Annotated in this window: 11 protein-coding genes and 1 riboswitch; of the genes, 6 read left to right on the forward strand and 5 right to left on the reverse strand. The window is 60.5% G+C overall.

Features of this window, described 5'->3' with window-relative positions; all coding sequences use genetic code 11:
- Window positions 1-138 precede the first annotated feature (138 nt).
- The gene (locus tag I6L49_RS10160; protein WP_216951557.1) at window positions 139-1,176 is read left to right on the forward strand and encodes an OmpA family protein; all 1,038 of its coding nucleotides are present in this window, start codon (window positions 139-141) and stop codon (window positions 1,174-1,176) included.
- Between the two features lie 85 nt (window positions 1,177-1,261).
- Here the strand turns inward: I6L49_RS10160 and I6L49_RS10165 are convergent, their stop codons facing one another.
- Together I6L49_RS10165 and I6L49_RS10170 are read right to left on the reverse strand one after the other, a co-directional pair.
- The gene (locus I6L49_RS10165) at window positions 1,262-2,956 is read right to left on the reverse strand and encodes an NAD-dependent malic enzyme (RefSeq protein WP_005338379.1); all 1,695 of its coding nucleotides are present in this window, start codon (window positions 2,954-2,956) and stop codon (window positions 1,262-1,264) included.
- A 69-nt stretch (window positions 2,957-3,025) separates the two neighbouring features.
- Entirely contained in the window at window positions 3,026-3,883 is an 858-nt protein-coding gene (locus tag I6L49_RS10170; RefSeq protein WP_005338380.1) for an AraC family transcriptional regulator, read from the reverse strand.
- Between the two features lie 120 nt (window positions 3,884-4,003).
- Between I6L49_RS10170 and I6L49_RS10175 the strand changes: the two genes are divergently transcribed.
- Both I6L49_RS10175 and I6L49_RS10180 read left to right on the forward strand, forming a co-directional pair.
- Window positions 4,004-5,383: an MATE family efflux transporter gene (locus I6L49_RS10175; protein WP_216951559.1), complete on the forward strand. Its 1,380-nt coding sequence runs from the start codon at window positions 4,004-4,006 to the stop codon at window positions 5,381-5,383.
- A gap of 138 nt (window positions 5,384-5,521) precedes the next feature.
- Complete coding sequence (locus I6L49_RS10180) at window positions 5,522-5,770, forward strand: YciN family protein (protein ID WP_005338382.1); 249 nt, start codon at window positions 5,522-5,524, stop codon at window positions 5,768-5,770.
- A 33-nt stretch (window positions 5,771-5,803) separates the two neighbouring features.
- On the opposite strand, the gene I6L49_RS10185 is transcribed toward I6L49_RS10180, so the two are convergent.
- Window positions 5,804-6,925: a GGDEF domain-containing protein gene (locus tag I6L49_RS10185; protein WP_005338383.1), complete on the reverse strand. Its 1,122-nt coding sequence runs from the start codon at window positions 6,923-6,925 to the stop codon at window positions 5,804-5,806.
- A gap of 246 nt (window positions 6,926-7,171) precedes the next feature.
- Between I6L49_RS10185 and I6L49_RS10190 the strand changes: the two genes are divergently transcribed.
- Together I6L49_RS10190 and I6L49_RS10195 are read left to right on the forward strand one after the other, a co-directional pair.
- Complete coding sequence (locus I6L49_RS10190) at window positions 7,172-8,569, forward strand: nucleobase:cation symporter-2 family protein (RefSeq protein ID WP_216949470.1); 1,398 nt, start codon at window positions 7,172-7,174, stop codon at window positions 8,567-8,569.
- A 102-nt stretch (window positions 8,570-8,671) separates the two neighbouring features.
- On the forward strand, window positions 8,672-9,388 hold the full coding sequence (locus I6L49_RS10195; RefSeq protein ID WP_216949471.1) for a protein ligase: 717 nt from the start codon (window positions 8,672-8,674) through the stop codon (window positions 9,386-9,388).
- A gap of 118 nt (window positions 9,389-9,506) precedes the next feature.
- Here the strand turns inward: I6L49_RS10195 and I6L49_RS10200 are convergent, their stop codons facing one another.
- A complete protein-coding gene (locus I6L49_RS10200) occupies window positions 9,507-10,883 on the reverse strand; it encodes a sodium:alanine symporter family protein (RefSeq protein WP_216949472.1) in 1,377 nt (458 codons plus the stop codon).
- A gap of 106 nt (window positions 10,884-10,989) precedes the next feature.
- Window positions 10,990-11,100: riboswitch (glycine riboswitch) on the reverse strand.
- Between the two features lie 507 nt (window positions 11,101-11,607).
- Here I6L49_RS10200 and I6L49_RS10205 point away from each other — a divergent pair.
- Window positions 11,608-12,774 (forward strand): type III PLP-dependent enzyme, encoded by a 1,167-nt coding sequence (locus I6L49_RS10205; protein ID WP_201986912.1) that lies wholly within the window; start codon window positions 11,608-11,610, stop codon window positions 12,772-12,774.
- 84 nt (window positions 12,775-12,858) lie between these two features.
- On the opposite strand, the gene I6L49_RS10210 is transcribed toward I6L49_RS10205, so the two are convergent.
- Window positions 12,859-13,827 (reverse strand): calcium/sodium antiporter, encoded by a 969-nt coding sequence (locus I6L49_RS10210; RefSeq protein WP_216949473.1) that lies wholly within the window; start codon window positions 13,825-13,827, stop codon window positions 12,859-12,861.
- Window positions 13,828-13,897 lie beyond the last annotated feature (70 nt).

Consider the following 13,897-nt stretch of genomic DNA (forward strand, 5'->3'; position numbering starts at 1 on the left):
TCCCGTCTCGCGCCCTAGTTCACGGCGTGTCGTCCCCCATACCTCTTTGGTGGTTAAAAACAACCCGTCACCTATACATAAGTGTGGGGTTTGACCAGCAGGCAACCTCACTACACCAAACATCGACGAGGATACGCGATGAACATAAGAGTAAAACCTGTGTGGATTGCACTGGCATTGGCGAGCACAGGCGCACAAGCGGAACCGGTTCACGACTGGTATGCCGGGGTTGGCGGTGGCTGGGCCATTGCCCACAATCTGAATGATTTCAGTCAGGATGTCGGCAAGGATGCGACTGCGCTCTCCCTGTTTGGCGGCTACAACTTCACGGAAAATCTGGGGGCCGAGATTGGCTATCTCTCCACCGGTGACTGGGATATCAGCGGCCATGACTTCAACAGCAAGGGAGCCACGCTGTCAGTCATTGGCCGCCTGCCGCTCAGCGAGATGTTCTCGCTCTTTGCCGAGGGCGGTGGCTATATCTATCACGTCGAGTCGGTCAATGGCGGGGACGACAACCTGGCGCCGCTGGCGGGTCTGGGAGTGACAGCCCGGCTCCATGACTGGGTCGATCTGCAGGCACGCTACCGCTACATAGTGCGCGTTGGCGATGATCCGGATAACGGCAAAGCCAACAGCGGTACCCAGCGCTGGGTCAGCGACATCAGCACCGCCACGCTGGAGCTGGTGATCCACCCGAACCGCAGCCAACCCAAAGAAGCAGCCCCCACGCCCGCCCCGGTCGTGGTTCCCCCGCCACCGGCCGAACCGGAGGTGGTGGATCAGACCTTTAACCTCAGTTCCGATGTGTTGTTCGCCTTTGGCAAAGCGGACCTCAAACAGGAGGGGATGAGTGCGCTGGACAATCTCTACCAGCAGATCGTCGACGTGCAGCCCAAGGATGGCAGTGCGGTGGTGATGGGGTATACCGACCGCATCGGCTCGGATGCCAACAATCAGAGGTTGTCAGAAGCTCGGGCCCAAACCGTTGCCGACTTTCTGATCAGCAAGGGATTGCCTGCCGACAAGGTGAGCATCCAGGGCAATGGCGCGAGTAATCCGGTCACCGGCAACCAGTGTGATGCCATCAAGGCGAAGGCGGCGCTCATCGACTGCCTTGGGCCGGATCGCCGGGTCGAGGTGCGCGTCACCGGCGTACAGGGCGGCAGCGAGTAGTTGATCTTGAGGCAATAACCATGTCAGACGTGCAGTAAAAAGGGATGCCGAGGCATCCCTTTTGCTTTGCCACTTCTCGCAGAAATCAGAACGAGGTGCGACGGTAGCGGCGATATTCCGGATGCCAGAAGTTGGCGTCGATGGCCTGATCGATCACCTCGTCCGGGGTCTGCACCGCTTTGCCCTGCAGCATGGCGGTCTTGGCCACCATCTTGGCGATGTAGCGGGAGACCTGATGGATATCCGCCAGATCCGGCAGCAGGGAGCCCTCCTCCCCTTTCACCAGCGGCGAACACTCCGCCAGCGCGCGGCTGGCCGACATCAGCATGGCGTCGGTCACCCGGGTGGCGCCGGAGGCGATGACGCCAAGGCCGATCCCCGGGAAGATGAAGGAGTTGTTGCACTGGGCGATGACGTAGCGCTTACCCTTGTGCTCCACCGGTGCAAACGGACTGCCGGTGGCCACCAGCGCCTGACCGTCGGTCCAGCGGATAAGGTCTGCAGGCGTCGCCTCGACCCGTGAGGTAGGGTTGGAGAGCGGGAAGATGATGGGACGGGCACAGTGCTTGTGCATGGTCTTGACCACCTCTTCGGTGAACAGCCCCGGCTGACCGGATACCCCGATCAGGATGTCCGGGCGACCGTGCTCCATCACCTCCAGCAGGGAGATGTTGTCACCCACCGGCCAGTCGGCGATGCGCTCCACCGGTTGGGAGAGACGGCGCTGGAAGTCGAGCTGGTTGGGGATCTTGTCGGTGATAAGACCAAAGCGGTCCACCATAAAGACCCGGCTGCGGGCCTGGGCATCGGTCAGCCCTTCGGCCTTCATCTGTGCCACGATCTGCTCGGCGATACCGCAACCGGCGCTGCCCGCACCGAGGAAGGCAACCCGCTTCTCGGAGAGCTTGGCGCCGGAGGCCTTGCAGGCGGCGATGAGGCTGCCCAGGGTCACGGCAGCAGTACCCTGAATATCGTCGTTGAAGCAGCAGAGCTCGTTCTTGTAGCGGTTGAGCAGCGGCATGGCGTTGTTCTGGGCGAAGTCCTCGAACTGCAGCAGGATGTCGGGCCAACGGCGCTTGACCGCCTGAATGAAGGCATCGACGAACTCGGCATACTCATCCCCCGAGATACGCGGATTGCGCCACCCCATATAGAAGGGGTCATTGAGCAGTTGCTGGTTGTTGGTGCCGACATCCAGCACCACCGGCAGGCAGTAGGCGGGCGAGATGCCACCACAGGCGGTGTAGAGGGAGAGCTTGCCGATGGGAATGCCCATGCCGCCGATCCCCTGGTCACCCAGACCCAGGATCCGCTCGCCATCGGTCACCACGATCACCTTAACGTTCTGCTTGGTGGCGTTTTGCAGCATGTCATCGATCCTGTCCTTGTCCGGATAGGAGATAAACAGGCCACGGGCGCGGCGATAGATGTTAGAGAACTCTTCGCACGCCTTGCCGACCGTCGGGGTGTAGATGATAGGCAGCATCTCGGTCAGATGGTTGTGCAGCAGACGGTAGAAGAGCGTCTCGTTGGTATCCTGGATGTTGCGCAGATAGATGTGCTTGTCCATGTCGTTGCCAAACGCCATGAACTGGCGATAGGCGCGCTCGGCCTGCTCTTCGATGGTCTCGATATTCTGGGGCAACAGACCTTCGAGGTTGAAGTTGCTGCGCTCTTCGCTGGTGAAGGCGCTGCCCTTGTTGAGCAAAGGGGTCTCCAGCAGGGCGGGACCGGCGTAGGGAATGTAGAGAGGACGTTTCTGGTTATTATCTTCAAACATGGATCTTGGTACCTAAACGGTTAGCTAGACGCAGGGACCCGCCGATCCTAGGGGCTTGTCTCATTAATTTCAAAGAGTTTGCACATCCGTTGCAAAAGGTTTGCGACCCAGTCGACGAAAGGCGCCGGGGGTCTGACCAGTCAGACGACGAAAGCGGTTGGCAAAGTTGGCCCCATCGCTGTAACCGACCCGGGCCGCCAGCTCGCCAAGTGGCCAGTTGGTATAGAGCAGCAGCTGGCGCGCCTTGTTCATTCTGAGCTCGGTCACTCTCGCCATCGGCCCCATACCGAACGCTTGCTGACAGAGCCGGTGCAGATGGGGCACCGAGCAGGCCATCTGTCGGGCCAGCAGGGCGACACTCCAGGGTTCGTCCAGGCGCGCCTCCACCCGGCGAAACAGTGCCTGCAATCTAAGTTCAGGGGTGCCGCGCACCTCCCCTTGCAGGGTCCGCTCCAGCAGCGCCAGCAACAGGCTGAGCAGTTGAGGTTGCAGCGAAGAGCGAACCCCTTCCCCCTGCATCAGGCTGAGCAGATGATAGAGCTGATCGCCGCCATCCCCTTGCCAGATACGGTGGCCAAGGCGGTGCAGATGCTGCCAGCGCGGCACGTCATCGAGCAAAATCCAGCTGATCTGCCAGCTTTCGCCAATCAGCTTGAGACCACCGGGCACGGCGGCCGGCAGGAAAATCAGTGACCCGGCCGGAATGGCTTGCTCCCCCTCGTCGGTGAGCAGCGCGCCCCCCTCATCGTGACTCACCATCAGAATGTGAAACTCGGGGCGATTGCGGCGGATCAGGTAGTGATCCCGCACCCGGGAGAGGCCGGTCAGGAAGATCCCCGCCTCGCCGAGCAGGGGCAGCCCTTCACGTCCCAGCATCTGCTCTTCACAGGCTGGCGCTATCTCCAGACACTCGCTGGCAAATGGCATAACACCTCAACAGGATAGTTTTACACAAGAAAATCGAGAGCTACTCACAGTGAGAAGAGCCTCATCAGCCCCTATCATACCCCTGACAAACCTTGCTTTTCTCATACCCGGTTAACAACTATGAATTATTGGCAAGCGATTTTAAAACAAACCACCGATCGCGAGTTCATGACCCGATTGTGGCGGCTGGCCCTGCCTGTCTCGCTGCAATCCATGATGTTCTCCCTGCTCGGCCTCATCGATATCATGATGGTGAGCCAGCTTGGCACCACGGCTGTGGCGGCGGTCGGCTTGGGTAACCGGGTCTTCTTCTTCAATCTGCTGGTGATAGCGGGCCTCGCAGGCGGGGTCTCGGTATTGGCAGCACAATACTTCGGGCGCGGGGAGATGGCCGGGGTGCGCCGCTCCCTGGCGCTGGCCATAGTGGGCGCCCTGCTGGTCACCCTGCCCTTTGCCTTCATCTATGTGTTATCACCGGGCAGCGTGCTGGGTTTTGCCAGTCAGGATCCGGCACTGCGCGAGCTGGCGGATCAATTCTTGATGATCACCGGCGCCACCATCCTCTGTACTGCCATCGTAGTGCCGCTGGAGTCAGCCCTGCGCTCGGTCGGCAATGCCGCCGCGCCGACCCGCATCGGCATTATCGCCATCATCGCCAACGTCATCCTCAACTACGCCCTCATCTTCGGTCACTTCGGCTTCGAGGCGATGGGGGTCGCCGGTTCGGCCTGGGGCACCACCATTTCACGGCTGCTGCAGACAGCCCTGCTGCTGCTCTACGTAAAGCGTTATGAGGCGCGCCTGATCCCGCGCGCACCAGACTGGCTGGCCGCCTTCAAGCGCAAGGAGGTGGTGCGCTTTACCCTGATCGCCCTGCCGCTGCTGTTCCATGACGGCCTCTGGGCCTTCGGCATGCTGATTTACGGCTTTCTCTACGCCCATCTTGGCACCGATTCGCTGGCCATCATGACCACACTCGGCACCCTTGAGAGCATCCTTATCTCCCTCTTCTTCGGACTGGCGGTGGCCTGCTCCACCCTGCTCGGCCACCGGCTCGGGGCCGAGGAGTACGAGATTGCCTGGCAGCACTCCCAGCTGTTCCTGCTGCTGGCACCGATTGGCGCGCTGCTGGTGGGGATCATCGTCTGGCTGCTGCAAGCCAACCTGTTGCAGTGGGTCGGCAACCTGCCCCCCGATCTGATGACGGAAGCGGGTCAGGTGCTCGGCATCATGTGTCTCGGGATGCTGCTCAAGGTGTTCAACATGGTGGGGATCATCGGGGTGCTGCGCTCTGGCGGTGATGTGAACTACAGCATCTTTATCGACATCGTCGGCATGTGGTGCATCGGCATCCCGCTCGCCTGGGTGGCGGTCACGCTGCTCGGCTGGCCCCTCTCCTGGGTGGTGGCGGTGGTCTTGCTGGAGGAGCTCAGCAAGGTGTTGCTGGTGCAGCGCCGTATTCGCCAACGCTGCTGGTTGAAGAATCTGGTGATCGGATAAACAGCCACAAATCGGGGTCATATCAATGACAGAAAAACCCTGTTTGCAGTATGCTGGGCGTCTCTTCAATCAGAGGCAGGGCGCCGCCACATCCAATGGCTCAATGCCCCTGCCCAGTAGTCGTTTAAGGAGACGAGCATGCAACCACAGAAAGAGCTGATCACCGAGACGGCCCTGCTTGAGATGGCCAACAAGATCATCAAAGAGCATGAAGACTTCATCCACGGTATGCGCGCCGATTCGGTGGAGCAGAAGGGGGATATTCTGGTGTTCAAGGGGGAGTATTTCCTGGCCGAAGATGGCACCCCGACCGGCAAGACCATGGCAGTGTTCAACATGTTCAAGCTGCTGGCCCAGCAGCTCTCCGGCAAGTACAAGCTGGCCTGATCTCGCCAGCTCATTGCCAGCAGGATGCCGCCCTCAGGCGGCATCTGTTTTTGCGCGGTTCTGCCCCTCGACCACCACGCAGTTGCGTCCCGCCATCTTGGCCTGATAGAGACACTCGTCGGCACGGTTGATCAGAATATCGATGGTGTCATCGGCACGAGCCATGGCAATCCCGATACTCACCGTCACCTCCAGCAATTCGTCCGAGGTGGGACTCTTCACCAGCCTCGCCTCGACGGCAATGCGCAGCCGCTCGGCCATTTTGCTCGCCAGCGCCGGATCGGCGCAGTTGTGCATCAGGATGGCAAACTCTTCGCCTCCATAGCGCCCCAGCACCATATCAGGCTCCAGCTGCTCGCCCAGGGTGGTCGCCACCTCCTTGAGCACCGCATCCCCCGCCAGATGGCCGTAGATATCGTTGATCCGCTTGAAGCGATCGAGATCCAGCAGCATCACCGCAAAGGGCTTCTTCTTGAGTTGCAGCCGGATTCTGGCCTGCTCCAGCTGCTTCATCAGCAGGCGGCGGTTCATCATGCCGGTCAGCTCATCGGTGGTCGATTCCCGATAGAGCCGCAGCAGCATGTTGAGTTGACCGCACTGCACCCAGCAACTGGCCATGGTAAACATGCCGAGCACCCACACCTGATTCAGGGTGGCCTGACTCCAGATGCTCTGGCCCACCAGCAGCCAGTGGCCCAGCAGCATGGTCACCAGTACCACGCCTGCCAGTTGCAAGCCGAGGGAGAGGGGGATGGGGAAGATGGCAAACAGGGTGATCAGCAGATAGGGAAAGGCCGCATAACCCGCCTGCAACTCCTGTCCGGCGCCAAAGCTGTTCAGGCAAAAGAGGGAGAAGAGCATCATCACGGCCATCAGGTAGCCAAGGGCCAGCTTCATCCGTTCCCGCTTGAAGTGGATGAGGTACGAGAGCGGAATAAGTGGCGAGAGCGCCAGGGTGCAGAAGATCCTGGCCTGAAACAGCTGCTCGAAATGAACGGCGGGCAAGGTCAACCAATCCACCACGGCCCAGGCGGGCAATCCGAGCATCAGCAAGCAGGTCAGCAGGCGCAAACGCACCGTCATAAACCCCATGCGAGTACGAGTAAAGTCTTCGGAGTGAACCCTCGCACTCCAGAACTCTGACAACTTGAGCATCCAGAGTCTCCACGATGAATACTGAGGGCTCATTCTACACCTACAAAGTGGTAAAAATGTCATTAGCGGGGAGAATAAAAAGGAGAGGTCGGTCACACAAACCGACAGATGATAATCGCAGCGCGCAAACGTTTCAACCCATCAAAAAATAAACCTTTTTTTGCATAATTAGCGCTGGTCAGCCTCATTTCAATCACTACAATAGCGCCCAATTTTCTCCCCCTCCCCACACAATTCGAGGTACTTATGGAACAGGCTGCTGTCACACGCGCCAATCGAGAGGCACATCCACCCAGGCGAGCCCATAGCGAACTGGTCTATGGCATAGAGGATGTCCCGCCTCTGCCCCAGACGCTGTTCGCCGCCCTGCAGCATATGCTCGCCATGTTTGTCGCCATCATTACCCCGCCCCTGATTATCGCTAATGCCCTCGGCCTCCCTGCCGCCGACACCCGTTATATCGTCTCCATGTCGCTGGTCATGTCCGGCATCGCCTCCTTCATTCAAACCCGTCGCTTCGGCCCCATCGGTTCCGGCCTGCTCTCGGTACAGGGCACCAGCTTCAACTTCCTCGGCCCCATCATCGCCTCAGGTCTCGCCCTCAAGCAGGCCGCCATGCCCACCGAGGATCTGTTGGGCACATTGTTTGGCACCATGATGGTTGCCGCACTCACTATCGTGGTGATGAGCCGCTTCCTCCATCTGGTGAAACGGATCATCACCCCGCTGGTCACCGGCATAGTGGTGCTGCTGATCGGCCTGACCCTGATCAAAGTGGGCCTGATCAGCATGGGCGGCGGCTATGCAGCCCTCTCTGATGGCAGCTTCGCCAGTCACACCAACCTCTTCCTCTCACTGCTGGTGCTCGGCCTGATCGTGTTGCTGCAACGCAGTCGCAACCCCTGGCTGCGTCTCTCCGCCATCATGATCGCCATGCTGGCGGGCTATGCCGTGGCCCTGCTGTTGGGCAAAGTGAGCGCCCCCACCTTCGACGGCCCGCTGGTGATGGTGCCCATTCCGCTCCACTACGGTCTCGGCTTTGACTGGCAGCTGTTCGTGCCGCTCGCCATCATCTTCGTGGTGACGGCGCTCGAAGCGATCGGCGACATGACCGCCACCTCGGATATCTCCGGCGAGCCACTGGAAGGGCCTGTCTATATGGAGCGGATCAAAGGCGGCGTGCTGGCCGATGGTGCCAACTCCATGCTGGCGGCAGTTTTCTCCACCTTCCCCATGTCCACCTTCGCCCAGAATAACGGCGTCATTCAGCTGACCGGCGTCGCCAGCCGCCATGTCGGGCTCTTTATCGCCACCATGCTGGCCCTGCTCGGCCTGTTCCCGGCGGTCGCCAGTCTGGTACAGCAGATCCCCGAGCCCGTGCTGGGGGGTGCCACCATCGTGATGTTCGGCACCATCGCCGCCGCTGGCGTGCGCATCATTGCCCGCGAGGAGCTGGATCGCCGCGCCCTGATGATCCTGGCGGTGTCGCTGGCCATGGGGCTGGGGGTCGCGCAGGTGCCGGAAGTGCTGCAACACCTGCCGGAGCTGGCCAAGAGCGTGCTCTCCTACGGCGTCGCCACCGGTGGCATTACCGCCATCGTGCTCAACCTGCTGCTGCCCAAGCGCGAAGCGCGTCACTCCTGAGACATCGTCCACCGATAGCCAACCCAAGCCCCGCACTGCGGGGCTTTACCTTGCCAGTCGCCACGGGTAGTGTGCTGGGCAGCCTTTTTTGAGGATGCCGCCATGCCCTATCGCCTGCTCTCTCCCCTCCCCGATACCGCTTCACCCGCACAAATACTGGCGCAAGAGCAGCGCTGGCTGCGCGACTGTGCCCATGACGGCCAGCCCCGCGCTCACCTCTGGCAGGCGCCCCAATGCCTGATTGTCACTCGCAAGGATACCCGCCTCCCCCATTACGAAGCCGCCTGCAAACAGCTGGCAGACGAAGGCTGGCCGGTGCATGTGCGCGACAGTGGCGGTACCGCCGTGCCCCACGGGGCGGGCATTCTCAACCTCTCCTTACTGCTGCCCCGCACCACTACAGATCTCGCCCACTACTACCGGCTGCTGGGGGCCCCGCTGCTGACCCTGCTGGCGGAGTACGGCCTTGAGGGAAGCTATGACTTCGTGCCCGGATCCTTTTGCGATGGTCAGTACAATCTGGTGATCGGGGGACGCAAGATCACCGGTACTGCCCAGCGCTGGCTGGCGCCGGGGCAGGATCACCAGGGCGCCGTGCTGGCACAAGCCATGCTGCTGGTGGCGGGTGATGTGGATGAGGGAACCAGGATGGCGAGCCGCTTCTACGAGCTGGCGGGCGGCGAACTGCGTTTTATGGCGGGAACCTCCACCACGCTGGCAAGCAGCATCGATTGGCACGGTAGCGATCAGGCACTGGTAGAGAAAGTGCGAGCACATCTGGATAGCCTGCTGAGCGAGGGGCTATCCCCCCCATCCTGACCTTATTCCGAAGGGAGAGGGAAAACGCCCGTCGATGGAGATAGCGCAGGCACAAAAAAGCCACGACCGGAGTCGTGGCCTGTTCATTTCAAGGGGAACGTGAAACGGGCTGAGGCGTTCAGGCCGTCTGCGGCTCCGGCTCGGCTTCGCTATCCAAATCCCGGCTAAAGTAGGCGCGGGTCTCGGCGATCACCACATGGCGCAGGCCAATCAGGCCGATGAGGTTGGGCACCGCCATCAGGCCGTTGACGATGTCGGCCAACAGCCAAATCATGTCCAGATGCAGGAAGGCACCACTCGCCACCAGCACCAGATAGATGAGGCGGTAAGGTTTGATCGCCTTCACCCCGAACAGGTACTCGGTGCAGCGCTCGCCGTAGTAGTTCCAGCCAAGGATGGTGGTAAAGGCGAAGAACAAGAGGCCAATGCTCACCAGATACTGGCCGATATGGGCATCCAGCCCCTGGGCAAAGGCCAGACTGGTCATGGCAGCGCCGCTCGCATCGCCGCTCCACACCCCGGTGACCACCAGAGTCAGGCCGGTCATGGTGCAGATTATGATGGTGTCGATGAAGGTACCGGTCATAGAGACCAGCCCCTGCTCCACGCACGAATCGGTCTTGGCCGCCGCTGCCGCGATGGGCGCTGAGCCCAGTCCCGACTCGTTGGAGAAGACCCCGCGCGCCACCCCGGACTGAATGGCCAGCATGATGCTGGCACCGACGAAGCCACCGGTCGCTGCATGGCCGGTGAAGGCACTCTCGATCACCAGCGCGATCGCCTCCGGCAGGGCACTGGCATTGTTCACCAGCACACCCAGACAGGCGACGATGTAGAAGATGGCCATGAAGGGGACCACCTTGCTCGACACGCTGGAGATGGACTGGATGCCCCCCAAAGTCACCAGCGCCACGATCAGGGTCAGCACCACGGCAGTCGCTTCACGGGGCACCGAGAAGGAGAGGCTCATGGCATCACTGATGGCGTTAACCTGCGGGAAGGTGCCGATGCCGAAGAAGGCCACGCCGATACCGAACAGGGCAAACAGCTTGGCGAGCGGCCTGGAGCCGAGCCCCTTCTCCAGATAGTACATGGGGCCGCCAGCCATCTGGCCGTTGGCGTCCTGCTCGCGATATTTGACCGCCAGCAGGCACTCGGCGTACTTGGTAGCCATGCCAAACAGCGCTGCCATCCACATCCAGAACAGGGCACCCGGGCCGCCGAGCTTGATGGCGGTGGCAACCCCGACGATGTTGCCGGTGCCGATCGTTGCCGAAAGCGCGGTACAGAGGGCGCCGAAGCTGGAGACATCCCCCTGCTTGCCCTGGCCCTGATCGCGGCCAAAGACCAGACGCAGAGCGAGCGGCAAGCGCACCACCTGAAGCAGACCCAGACGCAAAGTTAGGTAGATACCGGTCCCGACCAGCAGGATCAGCAGGGGTGGCCCCCAGATAAAGCTATCGATGGCGGTTAACGCCGATTGAATTGATGACATGCATCCTCCTTAAGAAACAAAAATTAAGGAGGAGAAGGATGATCTTCCCATAGGTGTCGCGATCCCCAGAGGCGATCGGATGCGGGCCAAGCCCAGGTACAACCATCCCATCCCCTCTGTCCTTTTGCCTGAGAGTTTCCGGCGCCAGATTGCGATGCAATCATGGTGCCTTGCTCCTTCGGCGCCCGATTAAACGGGTCTCTCCAGAGTATCGTCCAGTAGCAGTCCACACCGGTTGCCCGGTACCTGAAAGATTCACTTCTTCGGTGGATGGTTGCCCATCGCTCTCCTGCTACCTTCATCCGAACTAATTTGGATTAGGAAGCGGGCATGTTAATCCAAAAAATGTGAGCTGTCTCGCACTTGGAACCCCGCTGCCGCACTTTTTTGCCCTGCGCTCAAACCCTCGCCAACATGTTAAATGTTAGTTAACTATCAACAAGTTAAGCCCGAACGGCAGCGAAACGGTTCGATAAGGAAAGTGGCTGGATTGATAGCAATCCTCTCAATCGTTTCGGCCAGAAAAACTTGCCAACATATCCAATCAAATAGCTTACACACAGAGTCAATAAGCAGATAATCCGACGCATAACCAAGCACTTTGCCATCAATTTATGCACTGTGTTCGGTTGGTCCCACCGGACCGCTCGCCTGACCCGGCCGTCGCCGGTTCAATCGCATATGGCTTGGGCATATCACGCCCCCTAAGGATGACCAAAAGAGAATGAACGAGACCCTGGTTGCAAAAGATGTGGTCGCACAAGATTACCGTCAGCTGGTTGAACAATTCGGCTCCCCCCTGCTGCTGCTCGACAAGGCAGCCGTCCGCAAACAGTATCGGGCCCTGGCCGCCGCCCTGCCCGATGTACGATTGCACTATGCACTCAAACCCCTGCCCCATGAGGCGGTGGTCTCTGTCTTGAAGGAAGAGGGGGCCTGTTTCGATCTGGCCACCAATGGCGAAGTGGATCTGGTGCGCAGTCAGGGAGTTCGCCCAGGACGTTGCATTCATACCCATCCCATCAAGCGCGACAGCGATATCCGTTATGCGCTGGAGTTTGGCTGCACCGTGTTTGTCTACGACAACCCGCTGGAGCTGGAAAAGTTCATTCCCTACAAGGACGAAGTGAAACTGTTGCTGCGGGTCAGCTTCCCGAACCCCGAGACCAAGGTCGATCTCTCCAAGAAGTTCGGCTGCACTCCGGAGCAGGCGCTGCCGCTGCTGCAACTGGCCCACGCCAAGGGGATCAAGGTGATGGGGCTGTCGTTCCACGTCGGCTCGCAAGTGCCTCATGCCCATCGCCATGTGCAGGCCATCGACGCCTGCCGCGAGATCATGGAGCAGGCTTGGGCGCTCGGGCTCAAGCCTTGGGTGCTGGATATCGGCGGCGGTTTCCCGGTGGATTATGAGGGGGGCGAGTTCGATATCGACGGCTTCTGCGCGCCGATCCGCGAAGCGCTGGCCAAGTTGCCCGCTACCGTGCAGAAGATTGCCGAACCGGGCCGCTTTATCAGCGCGCCGGCCATGACTTCGGTATCCAGCGTGATGGGCAAGGCCCACCGCGGCGACAAGATCTGGTACTACCTGGATGACGGTCTCTACGGCAGCTACAACGGCCAGCTCTACGACCACGTTACCTATCCGGTGAGCACGCCTTATGCCAGCGGCGAGCAACACAACTCGGTGCTCTCCGGCCCGACCTGCGACAGCGTGGATGTGATCCGCGATGGCATCATGCTGCCGGACTTGGCTATCGGCGAGTTGGTGGTTGGCAAGGTGATGGGCGCCTACACCTGGGCCTCCGCCTCCACCTTCAACTTCTTCCCCAAGGCCAGCATCCTCATTCTGGACAGCAGCCAGAAGGGGCAGAAGCTGGTAGCAGTAGCCTGAGCACACCGCTCGCCAACAGATTCACTGGGCAAAAACAAGAGGGGGAAGCTTGCGCTTCCCCCTCTCTCATTTCACCAACCCCTATCAGATAAACTGACTGGTCAGCAGCCAGCCGGTGTAGGCGACGAAGCAGGTGAGCAACACGCCCCCCTCCAACCGGTTGATACGGCCCTGTCCCTTGCGGCCCAGACACATCACCAGCAGCAGCAGAGTCAGCCCCATCATGATGCTCCAGTCACGGGTGAGCACCTCCGGCGCCACATCGAGCGGGTGGATGCCCGCCGCAATCCCCACCACCGCCAGGGTGTTGAACAGGTTGGAGCCGAGCACGTTGCCAAGGGCCAGATCATGCTCGTTCTTGCGAATGGCGATCAGCGACGAGGCCAGCTCCGGCAGCGAAGTACCGATCGCGACGATGGTGAGGCCAATCACCAGATCGCTGATGCCGAGCGCCTGGGCGATGGTCACCGCCCCCCAGACCAACAGACGGGAAGCGCCGATCAGCAGCACCAGCCCGACCACCAGCCAGAAGATGGCGCTCTTGAGGGACATCCCCTCGCTCTCGATATCCTCGGCGGTCTCGGTATCCAGCGCATCTCCCTTGCCATTCATGCCAGCCCAGATGGACCAGCCCATCAGGGCAACGAAGACGGCCCCCAGAATGACCGCATCCATCCGGCCCAGATGGCCATCGATCAGCAAGGCGCCGGAGAGCAGGGTAATACCGAGCAGGATCGGGATCTCCTTGCGTACTACCTGAGAGGCCACCGCGATAGGGCTGATCAGTGCCGTCAGACCCAGGATCAGCGCGATATTGGTGATGTTGGAGCCATAGGCATTACCAAGCGCCAACCCGGGATTGCCCTGGGACGCCGCCAGTGCCGAGACCACCATCTCCGGGGCCGAGGTACCAAAACCGATGATCACCATGCCGATCAGCAGCGGCGGCATCCCCGCATAACGGGCGGTGGCGGCAGCGCCATCGACAAACTTGTCTGCACTCCAGACCAGCAGCGCCAGTCCGGCAATCAGGGCAACAAAAGCCAGGGTCATAGGATCTTCATCTCTTGTTATCTGCAACGAAGCGCCAGCCCAAACGGGCAGGCACCATGGGAAAGTGGCG

It is taken from the genome of Aeromonas sp. FDAARGOS 1419, from assembly GCF_019047045.1.
Classification (GTDB): domain Bacteria; phylum Pseudomonadota; class Gammaproteobacteria; order Enterobacterales; family Aeromonadaceae; genus Aeromonas; species Aeromonas veronii.

Coding starts and splice junctions, on each gene's coding strand:
- I6L49_RS10200 (WP_216949472.1), bottom strand. CDS start 10,883: ATGTCATCAATTCAATCGGCGTTAACCGCCATCGATAGCTTTATCTGG.
- I6L49_RS10165 (WP_005338379.1), bottom strand. CDS start 2,956: ATGTTTGAAGATAATAACCAGAAACGTCCTCTCTACATTCCCTACGCC.
- I6L49_RS10205 (WP_201986912.1), top strand. CDS start 11,608: ATGAACGAGACCCTGGTTGCAAAAGATGTGGTCGCACAAGATTACCGT.
- I6L49_RS10195 (WP_216949471.1), top strand. CDS start 8,672: ATGCCCTATCGCCTGCTCTCTCCCCTCCCCGATACCGCTTCACCCGCA.
- I6L49_RS10210 (WP_216949473.1), bottom strand. CDS start 13,827: ATGACCCTGGCTTTTGTTGCCCTGATTGCCGGACTGGCGCTGCTGGTC.
- I6L49_RS10190 (WP_216949470.1), top strand. CDS start 7,172: ATGGAACAGGCTGCTGTCACACGCGCCAATCGAGAGGCACATCCACCC.
- I6L49_RS10175 (WP_216951559.1), top strand. CDS start 4,004: ATGAATTATTGGCAAGCGATTTTAAAACAAACCACCGATCGCGAGTTC.
- I6L49_RS10170 (WP_005338380.1), bottom strand. CDS start 3,883: ATGCCATTTGCCAGCGAGTGTCTGGAGATAGCGCCAGCCTGTGAAGAG.
- I6L49_RS10185 (WP_005338383.1), bottom strand. CDS start 6,925: ATGCTCAAGTTGTCAGAGTTCTGGAGTGCGAGGGTTCACTCCGAAGAC.
- I6L49_RS10160 (WP_216951557.1), top strand. CDS start 139: ATGAACATAAGAGTAAAACCTGTGTGGATTGCACTGGCATTGGCGAGC.
- I6L49_RS10180 (WP_005338382.1), top strand. CDS start 5,522: ATGCAACCACAGAAAGAGCTGATCACCGAGACGGCCCTGCTTGAGATG.